Origin of the sequence: Acinetobacter guillouiae CIP 63.46 (assembly GCF_000368145.1) — a bacterium.
Classification (GTDB): domain Bacteria; phylum Pseudomonadota; class Gammaproteobacteria; order Pseudomonadales; family Moraxellaceae; genus Acinetobacter; species Acinetobacter guillouiae.
This window is the reverse complement of the sequence record NZ_KB849284.1, coordinates 86,982-101,209: the sequence shown is the minus strand read 5'-3', so window position 1 is coordinate 101,209 and position 14,228 is coordinate 86,982. Positions and strand designations below refer to the sequence as shown.

General features: G+C 33.8%; 13 protein-coding genes. 12 read left to right on the top strand and 1 reads right to left on the bottom strand.

Annotated elements, in window-relative coordinates; genetic code table 11:
- The first annotated feature begins 2 nt into the window (after positions 1-2).
- The 12 genes from F981_RS16455 to galE are packed head-to-tail and all read left to right on the top strand — an operon-like array spanning position 3 to position 12,767.
- A complete protein-coding gene (locus F981_RS16455) occupies positions 3-587 on the top strand; it encodes an acyltransferase (protein WP_004723506.1) in 585 nt (194 codons plus the stop codon).
- 21 nt (positions 588-608) lie between these two features.
- On the top strand, positions 609-1,724 hold the full coding sequence (locus F981_RS16450; RefSeq protein WP_004723505.1) for a DegT/DnrJ/EryC1/StrS family aminotransferase: 1,116 nt from the start codon (positions 609-611) through the stop codon (positions 1,722-1,724).
- Positions 1,725-1,726: 2 nt separating this feature from the next.
- On the top strand, positions 1,727-2,980 hold the full coding sequence (locus tag F981_RS16445; protein ID WP_004723503.1) for an O-antigen translocase: 1,254 nt from the start codon (positions 1,727-1,729) through the stop codon (positions 2,978-2,980).
- A complete protein-coding gene (locus F981_RS16440; RefSeq protein WP_004723502.1) occupies positions 2,980-4,125 on the top strand; it encodes a glycosyltransferase in 1,146 nt (381 codons plus the stop codon). Before F981_RS16445 ends, F981_RS16440 begins: the two co-directional genes overlap by 1 nt.
- A 20-nt stretch (positions 4,126-4,145) precedes the next feature.
- Positions 4,146-5,033: a glycosyltransferase family protein gene (locus tag F981_RS16435; protein ID WP_004723500.1), complete on the top strand. Its 888-nt coding sequence runs from the start codon at positions 4,146-4,148 to the stop codon at positions 5,031-5,033.
- A 3-nt stretch (positions 5,034-5,036) separates the two neighbouring features.
- The gene (locus F981_RS16430) at positions 5,037-6,116 is read left to right on the top strand and encodes an EpsG family protein (protein WP_004723499.1); all 1,080 of its coding nucleotides are present in this window, start codon (positions 5,037-5,039) and stop codon (positions 6,114-6,116) included.
- Positions 6,116-7,294: a glycosyltransferase family 4 protein gene (locus F981_RS16425; protein ID WP_004723498.1), complete on the top strand. Its 1,179-nt coding sequence runs from the start codon at positions 6,116-6,118 to the stop codon at positions 7,292-7,294. The genes F981_RS16430 and F981_RS16425 overlap by 1 nt, the downstream gene beginning before the upstream one ends.
- The gene (locus F981_RS16420; protein WP_004723497.1) at positions 7,278-7,898 is read left to right on the top strand and encodes a sugar transferase; all 621 of its coding nucleotides are present in this window, start codon (positions 7,278-7,280) and stop codon (positions 7,896-7,898) included. Before F981_RS16425 ends, F981_RS16420 begins: the two co-directional genes overlap by 17 nt.
- 24 nt (positions 7,899-7,922) lie before the next feature.
- A complete protein-coding gene (gene galU / locus F981_RS16415; RefSeq protein ID WP_004723496.1) occupies positions 7,923-8,798 on the top strand; it encodes a UTP--glucose-1-phosphate uridylyltransferase GalU in 876 nt (291 codons plus the stop codon).
- A gap of 14 nt (positions 8,799-8,812) precedes the next feature.
- The gene (locus tag F981_RS16410; RefSeq protein WP_004723494.1) at positions 8,813-10,072 is read left to right on the top strand and encodes a nucleotide sugar dehydrogenase; all 1,260 of its coding nucleotides are present in this window, start codon (positions 8,813-8,815) and stop codon (positions 10,070-10,072) included.
- Entirely contained in the window at positions 10,069-11,730 is a 1,662-nt protein-coding gene (gene pgi, locus F981_RS16405; RefSeq protein ID WP_004723493.1) for a glucose-6-phosphate isomerase, read from the top strand. The genes F981_RS16410 and pgi overlap by 4 nt, the downstream gene beginning before the upstream one ends.
- A gap of 17 nt (positions 11,731-11,747) precedes the next feature.
- A complete protein-coding gene (gene galE / locus F981_RS16400; RefSeq protein ID WP_004723492.1) occupies positions 11,748-12,767 on the top strand; it encodes a UDP-glucose 4-epimerase GalE in 1,020 nt (339 codons plus the stop codon).
- Positions 12,768-12,822: 55 nt separating this feature from the next.
- Here the strand turns inward: galE and F981_RS16395 are convergent, their stop codons facing one another.
- A complete protein-coding gene (locus F981_RS16395; protein WP_035372168.1) occupies positions 12,823-14,193 on the bottom strand; it encodes a phosphohexomutase domain-containing protein in 1,371 nt (456 codons plus the stop codon).
- Positions 14,194-14,228 lie beyond the last annotated feature (35 nt).

Genomic DNA, 14,228 nt, shown 5'->3' with positions numbered 1-14,228 from the left:
AGATGCTAAATTCTATTAAGATTTTTTTATTAAAAAAACTCAATAAAAGCCATGTTTTTTGTGAAAACGATGTAAGAATATTGGGTCAGTTACCGCATTTCAAGTTACCTAGAAATGGAAAGGTTTTTTTAGGAAACAAGGTGGTACTTAACTCAGATTTTAAAAAAACTAACACGGCATTGACGTATCGTTGTAAATTTGTAACGGGTTATGATGGGCTTATTAAGATTGGTAACAATACTATGTTGAATGGTGTTTGTATAGTTTCGTATAAAAAAGTAGTAATTGGTGAAGAGTGCCAAATAGCATCTTCTACAATTATCTCAGATACTGATTTCCATCCAGTAGATCCAAAGTTACGTTCTAGGCAAGTTAAAGGAGAAAGCTTTCCATTTGATAGTGTTGGAAAACAGGAAATAAAAATAGGAAACAATGTGTGGATTGGATGGAATTGTACAATCCTCAAGGGTGTAGAAATTGGAGATGACAGTATTGTTGCTGCTGGAAGTGTAGTATTGGCTGGGAAATACCCAAATGGTTCATTGATAGCTGGTAATCCTGCTAAAGTTATTAAAAGCTATATTTAAAATTAATTCAGTGGAAATAATATGATTCCTTTCTTAGACTTAAAAAATATTAATAAACAATATAGAGATGAACTAATAGAGGCGTGTACTCGTGTTATTGATTCAGGCTGGTATATTGGTGGTGGTGAGTTAGAGAAGTTTGAGCGAAACTTTGCTGAATATTGTGAAGTAAAGTTCGCAATAGGTGTTGCGAATGGTTTAGATGCATTAATTCTTACACTTCGGGCTTGGAAAGAGCTTGGGAAATTAAAGGATGGTGATGAGGTCATCGTCCCCTCGAATACGTACATCGCAAGTATTTTGGCAATTACAGCAAATAGTTTGACACCTGTTTTAGTTGAACCAGATATTGCTACTTATAATATTGATCCTGCAAAAATTGAGGTTGCAATTACATCAAAAACAAAAGTGATTCTACCTGTCCATTTATATGGTCAATTAGCTTCTATGCCACAAATCATGGAAATTGCAAAAAAGTATAATTTATTAGTTTTAGAAGATTCTGCTCAATCACATGGCGCTGAAGTAAATGGCAGAAGAGCAGGAAATTGGGGGGATGCCTCAGGTTTTAGTTTTTATCCTGGTAAGAATCTAGGTGCACTTGGTGATGCTGGTGTAATAACAACCAATGATAAAGAGCTTGCTCAAATGTTGTGTGCTCTTCGTAATTATGGGTCTCATGAAAAATATAAGAACTTGGTGCCAGGGGTAAATAGTCGACTTGATGAAATCCAAGCGGCCATGCTTGATATAAAACTAAAGTTTTTAGATAGAGAAACACAACATAGACGTAAAATAGCTAACTTATATTTAACAGAAATCAGAAATTCTTTAATAAAGCTTCCATTAAGCGATATCAATGCTGAAGAATATCAACAACACGTTTGGCATTTGTTTGTGATTAAAGTTGAGTATCGTGAAGCTTTACAGAAATATCTAGCTGATAATGGTGTCCAAACTCTAATTCATTATCCTATTCCACCACATAAGCAACAGGCCTACAAAGAATGGAATAATTTAAGTTATCCAATATCTGAACAGATTCATGCAGAAGTCCTAAGCTTACCTATTGGACCAACATTGAGCTTAGAAGAAGCGAAAAAAGTGATTCAGCTTTGTAATGCATTTAAAGTTTAACAATGAATTTACTGAAAACCAGTATATTGAACGGAATTGCTGTTTTAATAAAAACAGCAACAATGTTTGCGCTAAATAAAATTTTGGCTGTTTACGTTGGTCCAGCAGGTTATGCTGCTATTGGGCAGTTTCAAAATTTTATTCAAATGGTGACAACATTTGCTGGAAATGCAATAAATACCGCAGTTATTAAATACACAGCTGAATACTATGAAGATGAGCATAAGCAGCAATCCATTTGGAGAACTGCTGGAAGTATAGTTTTAATATTTAGTTTGTTGTTTTCGATATTGATTTTAATCTTTCAAAAGCAACTTTCTATTTATATTTTTCATACAACTATATATCAATCAGTTTTTGTATGGTTTGCAACATTTTTAACATTTTTTACATTTAATGCATTTTTTTTAGCAATTTTAAATGGTAAAAAAGAAGTTTTAAAGTTGGTTATAGCCAATATAGTTGGGAGCTTGTTTTCGTTAGCGATTACAAGCGCATTAGCAATCAAATACAATTTATATGGCGCATTAGTTGCGCTTTCAATTTACCAATCATTGGTCTTTTTTGCGACTTTATTTTTATGTTATAAGGCTAACTGGTTTAGGCTCTCATATTTATTTGGTAAAATAGACAAAGATATAGCAAAAAAATTTGCAGCGTTTGCATTGATGGCTTTAGTAAGTGCGGTTTGTGTTCCTCTTTCGCAAATGGTCATACGAAGTTACTTAACATATGAATATGGCTTAACATATGCCGGTTATTGGGAAGCGATGGTTCGCCTGAGTGCCGCTTATTTAATGCTTGTAACAACCACGCTAGGTGTATATTACCTCCCGAGACTTTCAGAACTCTCAAAAGTTCAGGAAATTAAATCAGAAGTCTATCTTGGCTATAAATTTATATTTCCATTGGCTGTGGTTGGTGGTCTTTTTGTTTATTTATTAAGAGATTGGATAATTAAGTTGCTGTTCACGCAGGCTTTTTTACCTATGCGAGATTTGTTCTTTTGGCAAGTAATTGGTGATTCTTTAAAAATTGGGAGCTGGATTTTAGCTTATCTCATGTTGAGTAAAGCAATGACCAAGCTATTTATAACAACTGAAATTATTTTTGCTATAACCTCAATTTTACTAACTTATGTATGTACTCAGCTACATGGGTTTGAAGGTGTATCAATTGCTCATTTACTTAATTACGGAATGTATTGGATTGTAATGAGTGTTTATGTTTTTAAAAGTTTAGGTGATAAAAAATAATGAAAATTTTATTGATTGGAGAGTATTCCGGTGCTTACACTCATTTAAGTAAAAAATTAAAACAAGAAGGCCACGATGTTGTTTGGATTCATGATGGTGATGCATATAAAAATTTTTCAGGCGCAGATTTTAATATTAAATATATAAAAAAAGAAACAAGTTCAATAATTTTAAAAATTTTTTATATTTTCTTAGATGTATTTGGAATAAAAGGAATTTTAGCGATAAAAAAATATAAAAAAAAGATAGAATTGTTAAAAGATTTTGATGTTGTGCAAATTATTAATACCAATCCTTTAGGTGAATTTGGTTCATTTGCTAATATTTACTTTTTAAGAAAAATATTTAAGCAGAATAAAAAAGTCTATCTATCAGCTTTAGGTGATGATTATGTTTGGGTAAAAAATTGCCTTGAGAAAAAAGTTATATATTCTATGTTTGATAGGTTAACTTTGAAAAATTTTTATCGCTATAGTTGGGCATTGTTGTATGTTTATGGTATTGGTTATATTAAGTTAAATAATTTAGTACTTGATAATGTCAAAAAAATTATACCTGGTTTATTTGATTACTATTATGCATATCAAAGTCAGGGTATAGAGAAATGTAGTGATCTGGTCTCATTAATCATTGAACCGAATGAAAATAATGATGTGGATTTTTTTTCGGAAAAAATTAATATTTTTCATGGTTGGCAACATAATAAAGAATTACGAAAAGGTAATGATATTTTTGATCGTGCTATTAAAAAATTAAAAAATAAGTACCCAGATAAAATTAATTATGAAATCGTTAGCGGTTTGCCATATTCTGAATATATACAAAAATTCTCCAATGCACATATTTTTATTGATCAATGTTTTAGTATGGATCAAGGGATCAATGGTCTTTTAGGAATGGCCTCTGGAAAGGTAGTATTTAGTGGGTATTCAGAAGAACTTAGAGAGTATTTACAAGAGAATGATATTGAATATTTAATTAATGCATTACCAAATGAAGATTATTTGTTTAATAAGCTTGAATATCTTGTAAAAAATCCAAATGAAATGAAAAAAATTTCGACTAATGCTGTATCGTACATTAAGAAATATCATGATGCTGATGTAATTTATAAACAATTACTAAGTATTTGGATCGAAGAGTAGTTTGAATTAGGTATGTTAAAATGAAGATCGGTATAACTTTGAAACGAAATGCATATACACCGGAAGCATTTGCATATCAAAAATACTTAATAGGTAGAGGACATCATGTTCAATTAGACTATGATTTAGATATAAATAACGATATAAATATTTATTTTATGGGGTTAAGGCCTCTTTGGACAAAGAAAAAAATAGGAGCTTTAGAAGTTCATGAATATCAAAGCTTATCTATACCACCTTATGTCAAAATAAAAGATACTCTAAAGAGGTTGGTGAATCTGAAGCCAGATGGAAGGATTTTTTTGAATGAGAAAGTTAAGAATGGTTTAAATTTTAATGATAATATTCCTTTTATCGAAAGAGACATGGGGGTAGACAGTAGTTTATTTCAAACTCCTAAAAAAAATGTTGATTATGATATAATTTATTCAGGCTCAATAAATGGAAGGATAGGGCTGGTTGATATTCTAATTAAACTTTCAAAAAAGAATAAGGTTATTGTTGTTGGTGAAGTTGAGGGTGATATACAGAAAATTTTTAATAAGAATAATATAACAATGACAGGTAAAGTTGGTAGAGAATTTTTGCCTGGGCTTTATGCTAATGCTGAATATGGTTTAAACTATACCCCTAATATTTATCCCTTTAATATACAAACAAGTACGAAAACTTTGGAATATTTAGCATCAGGTTTAAAACTAATAACTAATAAATATCATTGGATTGAATGCTTTTGTTCTAATCTGGAATATGAACCTGTTTGGATTGAAAATCTAAATGATAAAATAGAAATGGACTTAAAAACTTCAAATATTCCAAATATGGATACATATAGCTGGGATTATATTTTAAATAACTGTAAATTTGAAGAGTTTCTCAAAGGTCTTTTGATTGATAAAGGCGTTTAGGTTATGCTAATCTATTGGTTTTTCTGGTTTTTCTGGTTTTTTTTATCAGTATTTTCAATTTTGAGTAATAATAAAGTATTGTCAAAAAAAATATTCTTTTTAACAATACTTATTATTTATATTTTTGTGGGTTTTAGATTTGAAGTCGGTGTTGATAGGGATGATTATTTATTATTGTATCAACATATAGGAGGTTTATCTCTGAAAGAGGCTTTATTTTATAATGATCCAGGTTATGCTTTTGTAAATTATGTTGGGAACTATTTTAACTTTAAAGATATGATCTTTGTAAATAGTGTGTGTGCTGCAATTTTTATTTATACTTTTTATAAGTTTTCTAAAAAATTTCAATATTTTTGGGTTCCTCTTTTTGTTAGTTATACTTATTTAGTAGTTGTAGTTTCTATGAATTACATTAGGCAATCAGTAAGTATTTCATTATTACTTATGGGGTTGTATTTTTTAATTAATAATAAGACTTATAAATTTTTATTTTTATTATTACTGGCAACCTTGTTTCATAAAACAGCAATTATTTTTATTGTTTTTTTACCAGTTTTTTACTTCAAAAATTGGAAAATTGGAAAATTGATTTTGGCAACATATACTTTAGTTTCATTATTTTTTATTACATATATTTTATATTTGGCATCAGTAAATGATGCAAATATTTATGTTTCTGGAAATGATGTTTCATCAAGTGGAGCTGTTTTTAGGGCTCTTTTTCATTTGGTTCCAGTTGGTTTATATTTGTATTTTAGAAAATTTTTTGAAAATGAATATAAAGGCAATATTTATATATTGGATTATATGGTCGTTTTGGTTGTATATTGTTTTGCCTTGGCGTTTGTTTTTTCGACATTATCAGATCGATTTAATCTGTACTTATCTTTTTTTGATATTTTAATTTATGCCAAAGTTTGTGAAATATTAAGTTTGAAAAAAAGAAATTTTCTAAACCTTTATCTATTTATATTTTTTTCTTTTACTTTTTTTATATGGCTAAACTTTGGTAGTTGGGCTGATTATGGCTGGATACCATATCAAAATTATATTATTAATTTCTTATCAAATTCTTTTTAATGATGGAGGTTTTTTTGAATAAGATTATTTTAATTGGCACTACAGCCGATAGTATTACAGGGTTTAGGTCCGACTTAATAAAAAAAATGGTACTTTATGGATATGAAGTTTTTGCTTTTACTTGTGAGTATAACGACAAACAATTAGAGGAAATATCAATATTAGGAGCAACACCTGTAACTTATAAAATGAGTCGCGGAGGACTGAATCCATTCTCTGATATACAGGCATTACTTAGCTTAAAATCAGAAATTGAAAAAATTAATCCAGACTTAGTACTTTCATACTTTACCAAACCAGTCGTTTATGGATCTTTAGCGTCAAAATTATGTAAGACACCAAAAATAATCGGTATGATAGAAGGATTAGGTACCCCATTTACTGAACATCAAAATGGCCAGTCATTAAAAGTTAAATTGATTAAAATTTTTCAAATCACCCTTTATCGCATAGTTTTTCCATTTATTGATAAAATTATTTTTTTAAATAGTGATGACCCTCATGATTTGATATATACAAATAAAATAAAACATAAAAGTAACTCAATTAATATCCTAGGGCCGATTGGGCTTAATTTAAATGATTATCCTTATAAAAAATGGGATGAATCTTCAAATATTTCATTTATTTTTATTGCTCGGTTAATAGCTGAAAAAGGAATTTTTGATTTTGTTGAAGCTGCTAAAATTGTTAGAAAAAAGCATAAAGGTATAAAATTTACAATCATTGGTGGTTTAGATATAGAAAATCCATTTGGGTTGTCCAAAAACCAACTAGATGAACTAATTGCTTCAGGATTGATTGATTACCCAGGTTTTGTAACCGATGTTGCCAAACGCATACAAGATAGTGCAGTTTTTGTTTTACCATCTTATTATCGTGAAGGTGTACCACGGAGTACGCAAGAAGCAATGGCAATAGGGCGTCCTGTGATTACGACAGATGTTCCTGGTTGTCGTGAAACTGTTGAGGATAGTGTGAATGGTTTTCTTGTCCCTAAGTGGAATCCAGAAGCTTTGGCAGAAAAAATGTGTTACTTTATAGAGAACCCTGAGCAAGTGAATATAATGGGGTTGAAGAGTTATCAAATAGCTCAAGAAAAATTTGATGCTGAAAAAGTGAATTCCAAACTTATAGAGATCATGGGTTTAAAAGATCTAAATGAAAAGATTAATTGATATTTTTATTGCTTCAATAGCACTTATTTTACTTTCGCCAATTTTTTTAATTGTGGCATATAAAGTACGTAAGAACTTAGGCTCTCCCATTTTTTTCTATCAAGAGCGTCCAGGCAAAAACGGTAAGCTTTTTAAAATGATGAAGTTCCGGTCCATGAAGGATGCCAAAGATGCCAATGGTAATCCCTTACCTGATGAGCAACGGATTACACCTTTTGGACAAAAATTACGTTCAACCAGTTTGGATGAAATGCCTCAACTGATTAATGTTTTAAAAGGTGATATGAGTGTGGTTGGACCACGACCAATGCTGAAAGAATTTGTTGAACTTTATTCACCTGAACAAGCACGCCGTTTAGAAGTTCGTCCAGGTATGACAGGATTAGCTCAAATTAGTGGACGTAATGAACTTGATTATGAAGAACGTTTTAAATGTGATGTTTGGTATGTAGACCATCATAATGTATTTGTAGACTTTAAAATTATGTTTAAGACAGTTTCTGTAATGACAAATCGAGAGGGTGTTAATGCTCCAGGTCATGTAGGTCCTTCCCTATTTAAGGGGAATGATACACAAACTAAAAATGATGAAGTAAAATCTTAAAAATTGAGTTGAAGTTGTAAAATCATGATCAAAAAAGCCATTCTTCCTGTTGCTGGACTAGGGACACGTTTCTTACCTGCAAGTAAATCAATCCCTAAAGAAATGGTGACTGTTGTAGATCGTCCTGCAATTGAGTATGTTGTCAAAGAAGCTGTAGCTGCTGGAATTGAACAAATCATTTTAGTGACACATTCTTCAAAAGCATCCATAGAAAATTATTTTGATCGTAATTTTGAACTGGAAACAACCTTAGAAAATAAGAAAAAATTTGATCTACTTAAAGAAATTACTGAAATTTTACCAAAACATGTCAGTGTGGTGAGTGTCCGTCAACCTCAGCCATTGGGTTTAGGGCATGCTGTTTTATGTGCGAAATCAGTAATTGGAAATGATGACTTTGCTGTGTTATTACCAGATGTTTTAGTGAAAGAAAAAAGTACAGAAAATGATTTAGCGAGAATGATTCATCGTTTTAATACATCTAAAGCTTCGCAGATTATGGTAGAGGCGGTTCCTGATCATCTTGTGGATCAATATGGTATTGTGGATGTTGCATCTTCACCTGTTGAGGGTGAAAGTATCGTGATGAAAGGTATTATAGAGAAGCCTGCAGTCGGTAGTGCACCTTCAAATTTATCTGTAGTGGGTCGTTATGTACTGCCTGCTAAAATTATGCAATTATTAGAACAGACACCTAAAGGTGCGGGTAATGAAATCCAATTGACGGATGCCATTGCTGCATTACAAAAATTGGAAAAAGTCGAAGCTTATCGTATGAAAGGTCAGACTTTCGACTGTGGTAGTAAAATTGGTTATTTAAAAGCAGTATTACACTATGCTGTGGAGCATCCTAAATTGGGTGAAGAATTTAAATTGCTCATCAAAGAATTGAATTTATAATAATTGGATCTGATATGAATATTTGTGTATTTGGCACAACACTCCAAGCTGGCGTACTCGCTGGCTTGTTTGCTGAATATGGACACCACGTGTATTGGTGTCCCCGAGTAGGCGCTGATCATCAATCCTCAGTACACTACCAAGATGAAGATTTAAATCAACTCATTCAAAAACAGATTAAGAACAATTCAATTCAATTGGTCGGGTTAAAACAACTTCAATTACAAAGTGAAGTTTTTTTATTCAGTTTTAATCCTTCTGAATTTGATCAAGCCAAACACTTGGCTGAAGAATTAAAACGTTCTCCTATTATTCATCCAAGACTGATGATCAATGGTTCTACATTCGGTTTACAAGGTACTGAAGAACTAAAACAAATTTTAGTGGCTGATCATTGGGCTTATTTGCCAGACACCATTCAAGAAGGCAATGCGATTCAAAGTTTTATCGATCTAAAGCAAGTGATTGTTGGTGTGGATAACTCCGCGACACAACAGATTATCAAAGAATTATTAAGGCCTTTTTTTCAGTTAAAACATCAATATCTGTTTATGCCATTTTTAGATGCTGAATTTACCAAATTGAGTATTTCTGGCATGTTGGCAACACGCATCAGTTATATGAATGATATGGCGCAAGTCGCTGAAAAATTAAATATTGATATCCATAATGTTAAACAGGGATTAGCATCTGATAGTCGAATTGGCGCATCATATTTATCTGCAGGTGTCGGTTTTGGTGGGGAAAACTTCTCTCATGATATTTTAACCTTAACAGGTACAGTGGCAGGTTCAGGGATCAAAAGCCAATTGCTGGATCAGGTTTGGAATATCAATGAACAACAAAAAGAAATTTTATTTAGAAAACTGTGGAATTACTATCAAGGGCAGTTAACAGGTAAAGTTGTGGCGATTTGGGGTGCTTCTTTTAAAGAAAATACCTCGAGTATTGAGAATTCACCGATTCATGCCATGCTTGAAGCACTTTGGGCACAAGGCGCGATTGTTCAGTTGCATGATCCACAAGCTTTAGAGCGGGTAGCCAATTTCTATGGTGAACGCGCTGATTTGATTTTATGTCATGATCAATACCAAGCAGTAGAAAATGCACATGCATTGTGTTTATTGACGGCTTGGAAGCAATATTGGAGTCCTGATTATTCACAACTTTTACAGAAAATGGCCCATCCTTTGATTCTCGATGGTCGTAATATGTTAGATCCAGATTTCGTCAAAGCACAAGGTTTTGCTTATCAGGGTGTAGGGCGAGTATGACAAATTCTATATTAGACAATGACCAAAGAGAGCAGTATTTAGCACGATTGCAAAATCTTGCTACAGAACAACAGCAATGGCGTTTGACCGCTTTATTTGAACAAGATCCACAGCGTTTTGACAAGTTCTCAGTGCATTTTAATCAACTGAGTTTTGATTATAGTAAACATCGCATTGACCAAAATACATGTGATGCCTTGTTTAAATTTGCAGATTCAAAACAATTAACGCAATGGATCAAACGTTTATTTACCGAAGAATCGATCAATTATACGGAAGACCGAGCAGCAATGCATTGGGCATTGCGCTTACCGAAACATGATCAAGATTACCCTGAACTGGCTGAATTGGTACATCAACAATTAGATCGCATGTATCAGCTTGTTGACAAAGTTCATGCGGGACAATGTCGTGGTTCGACAGGTGAAGTGATTCAAGATGTGGTCAATATTGGGGTGGGTGGTTCTGATTTAGGACCATTGATGGTAAGTCATGCCTTATCAGACTATAAAGTCAGTACTGCTAAACCATTAAAAGTACATTTTGTTTCAACTATGGATGGTAGTCAGCTTTCTGATTTACTACATCAATTACGCCCTGAAACCACCTTATTTATTATTTCATCAAAGTCTTTTGGTACCATTGATACTTTATCTAACGCACAAACAGTTCGTCAGTGGTTAGAAAAAGATTTGGGTACGCAAAACAGTGTGATCCAACATCATTTTATTGGGGTTTCAACCAAGCCTGAGAAAATGACAGAATGGGGAATTGCACCAGAAAACCAGTTCTTACTTTGGGATTGGGTCGGTGGTCGTTACTCATTGTGGTCATGTATTGGTTTACCGATTGCATTGCAGATTGGTGTTGATGGGTTTAAACAATTGCTCGCAGGCGCTTATGCGATTGATCAGCATTTCCAAAAAGCTTCATTTGCACAAAATATTCCAGTACTGATGGGGTTACTTGGGGTTTGGAATAATAATTTTTTAAATATTCAGACCCATGCAGTATTGCCTTATGATGGCCGTCTAAAATATTTTGCTTCTTATTTACAGCAACTAGAGATGGAATCGAATGGGAAGTCGATTCAAAGAAATAATGAAAAAGTTGATTTAAAAACCTGCCCAATTGTCTGGGGCGAAGTGGGCCCAAATGCGCAACATGCTTTTTATCAGCTTTTGCATCAAGGCACCCATGCGGTGAGTTGTGATTTTATTGCGCCGGTGCAGCGTTATAATTCGAATCAATTCACTTATGCTGAAAGTGCAGAATCCTTAATTGAGCAACATCATCTGGCTTTATCCAATTGCTTGGCACAGTCGCGATTATTGGCTTTTGGTAACACGGCATTAAATGCCAATGAATTATCAGGCTTACCTGTATATAAACAATATGAAGGCAATCAACCAAGCTCAACGCTATTGTTGCAAGAACTAAGCCCTTATAGTTTAGGGATGCTGATTGCATTGTATGAACATAAAGTGTTTGTACAATCTGTCATTTGGAATATTAATCCATTTGATCAATGGGGGGTGGAAAAAGGCAAAGAAATTGCCAATCAATTACTCCCTATTCTCAATGGTAAAGAAAAAGACGTGTCTCAACTGGATGCTTCAACACAAGGTTTAATTAAGATCTTGCTGGGTAAAGAGTAGATATACTGGAAAAATTTATGGCAAATATTTTAGTAACAGGTGGTGCCGGTTATATTGGATCGCATACTTGTGTGGAGTTACTTGAGGCTGGGCATGAGGTTATTGTTCTAGACAATCTATCAAATAGCTCTGAAGAATCATTAAAACGTGTCCAAGAATTGACTGGAAAAACACTGAAATTTGTTCAAGGTGACATTCGTTATCAAAATGATTTAGATCAAGTTTTTTCAAACAATAAAATCGATGCTGTGATTCATTTTGCAGGTTTAAAAGCAGTGGGGGAAAGCCAACAAATTCCACTAACTTACTTTGATCATAATATTGCGGGATCAGTACAGTTGGCTCAAGCGATGCAAAGAGCGGGTGTTTTTAATTTAGTTTTTAGCTCGTCTGCAACTGTATATGATGAAGCGAATATTTCTCCTTTAGATGAAAATATGCCGACAGGTATGCCGTCAAATAACTATGGTTATACCAAGTTAATCGTTGAGCAATTGTTGGAAAAACTATCAATTGCGGATGAGCGTTGGTCAATTGCTTTATTACGTTATTTTAATCCTGTTGGTGCGCATAAGAGTGGCCGTATTGGTGAAGACCCACAAGGTATTCCAAATAATTTAATGCCTTATGTCACTCAAGTTGCTGTTGGGCGTCGTGATAAACTTTCGATTTATGGTGATGACTACGACACTGTAGATGGTACAGGTGTGCGTGACTATATCCATGTGGTTGATTTAGCCAATGCACATTTATGTGCTTTAAACAATCGCTTAGCTGCTCAAGGTTGCCGTGCTTGGAACATTGGTACAGGAAATGGTTCATCTGTACTTGAAGTGAAGAACACTTTCGAACAGGTAAATGGGGTTTCTGTTGCATATGAAATTGCACCGCGTCGTTCGGGGGATGTCGCAACTTCATTTGCAAATAATGCACGCGCAATTAAAGAATTAGGTTGGACGCCAAAATATACTTTAGAAGATATGTTGGCAGACAGTTGGAATTGGCAAAAACAAAATCCAACAGGCTATCAAGCATAAATTTAACAGTAAAAAATAGGCGCATTAAGCGCCTATTTTTTATCGCCATTTAAAACTAACCCTGAATCAACTGAGTTAACTCATCTACATAATCTTGCATTGGTTTTGGATTTTTATCTGCACGGCTTTCAATATTTAAGCGTAATAATGGCTCGGTATTGGATGCACGGACATTTAAACGCCATGCACCAAAATCAAGGCTAACGCCGTCTGTTTGATCAATTGCAGGGTTTAAATCAGCAAAATGATCAAAGATTTTTTGAATGGTTTTTTGTGTATCTTCGACTTTAAAGTTGATTTCACCACTGCAAGGGAAACGTTCAATCATCCCTTCGACCAGACTTGATAACGATTGTTGAGTTTCTGATACCACTAAAATCGCCAATAACCAAGGGATCATCCCGCTGTCACAGTAAGCAAAATCACGGAAATAGTGATGTGCACTCATCTCTCCGCCATAAGCTGCATTGTGTTCACGCATCACATCTTTAATAAAAGCATGTCCAGATTTAGATTGAACAGCAATCCCTTGATACTGCTCAATGATATCCAGTGTATTCCAGACTAGGCGAGGATCATGTACGATTTTTTCACCGGCTTGTTTTAACAAAAAGGCTTGAGCTAATAATCCAACAATATAATAGCCTTCAATGAATTGACCTTTTTCGTCGAATAAGAAACAACGGTCAAAGTCACCATCCCACGCAATTCCCATATCCGCATGATGTATTAAAACAGCATTGCGGGTGCTATCTCGATTTTCCACCAAGATTGGATTAGGAATACCATTTGGGAAAGTACCATCTGGATGATTATGGATTTTAATAAATTCTACTGGGATATTGAGCGCTTTGAATTTTTCTTCGATTGCGTCAACAACATGACCCGCTGCACCATTGCCTGCATTCATCACCAGTTTAAGTGGGCGGATTTTGCTTGGATCAATATAGGTGAGTAGGTGTTCAATAAATTCAGGGAGGATATTATATTTTTGAGTTGTACCCTTTTTCTCAACTTCAATGAACTGTTCCGATTCAGCCAACGATTGGATATCTTTTAGTCCCGTATCTGCACTGATTGGTCGAGCATTTTCACGAACCAATTTCATACCATTGTAATCCATCGGATTATGGCTTGCTGTGATTTCAATCCCACCCTGAACATCGAGATGAAAAGCACCAAAGTAAACTTCTTCTGTTCCCGTCATGCCAAGATCAAGAACATCTACGCCAGCATCATTTAAACCACGAATCGTTGCTTGTTTTAAGTCTTCGCTGGTTAAACGGACATCACAACCAATGACAACAGTTTTGGGTTGATAGATTTGACCATAAGCACGGCCTACTTTATAAGCGATTTCTTCATTTAGCTCTGTGCCAAGTTTGCCTCGAATATCATAGGCTTTGAAACAAGTCAGTTTATTCATGTTCATCTTTATATTGTTTAAGGTTGGCTGGTAGT

Coding starts and splice junctions, on each gene's coding strand:
- F981_RS16455 (WP_004723506.1), top strand. CDS start 3: ATGCTAAATTCTATTAAGATTTTTTTATTAAAAAAACTCAATAAAAGC.
- F981_RS16450 (WP_004723505.1), top strand. CDS start 609: ATGATTCCTTTCTTAGACTTAAAAAATATTAATAAACAATATAGAGAT.
- F981_RS16445 (WP_004723503.1), top strand. CDS start 1,727: ATGAATTTACTGAAAACCAGTATATTGAACGGAATTGCTGTTTTAATA.
- F981_RS16440 (WP_004723502.1), top strand. CDS start 2,980: ATGAAAATTTTATTGATTGGAGAGTATTCCGGTGCTTACACTCATTTA.
- F981_RS16435 (WP_004723500.1), top strand. CDS start 4,146: ATGAAGATCGGTATAACTTTGAAACGAAATGCATATACACCGGAAGCA.
- F981_RS16430 (WP_004723499.1), top strand. CDS start 5,037: ATGCTAATCTATTGGTTTTTCTGGTTTTTCTGGTTTTTTTTATCAGTA.
- F981_RS16425 (WP_004723498.1), top strand. CDS start 6,116: ATGATGGAGGTTTTTTTGAATAAGATTATTTTAATTGGCACTACAGCC.
- F981_RS16420 (WP_004723497.1), top strand. CDS start 7,278: ATGAAAAGATTAATTGATATTTTTATTGCTTCAATAGCACTTATTTTA.
- galU (WP_004723496.1), top strand. CDS start 7,923: ATGATCAAAAAAGCCATTCTTCCTGTTGCTGGACTAGGGACACGTTTC.
- F981_RS16410 (WP_004723494.1), top strand. CDS start 8,813: ATGAATATTTGTGTATTTGGCACAACACTCCAAGCTGGCGTACTCGCT.
- pgi (WP_004723493.1), top strand. CDS start 10,069: ATGACAAATTCTATATTAGACAATGACCAAAGAGAGCAGTATTTAGCA.
- galE (WP_004723492.1), top strand. CDS start 11,748: ATGGCAAATATTTTAGTAACAGGTGGTGCCGGTTATATTGGATCGCAT.
- F981_RS16395 (WP_035372168.1), bottom strand. CDS start 14,193: ATGAATAAACTGACTTGTTTCAAAGCCTATGATATTCGAGGCAAACTT.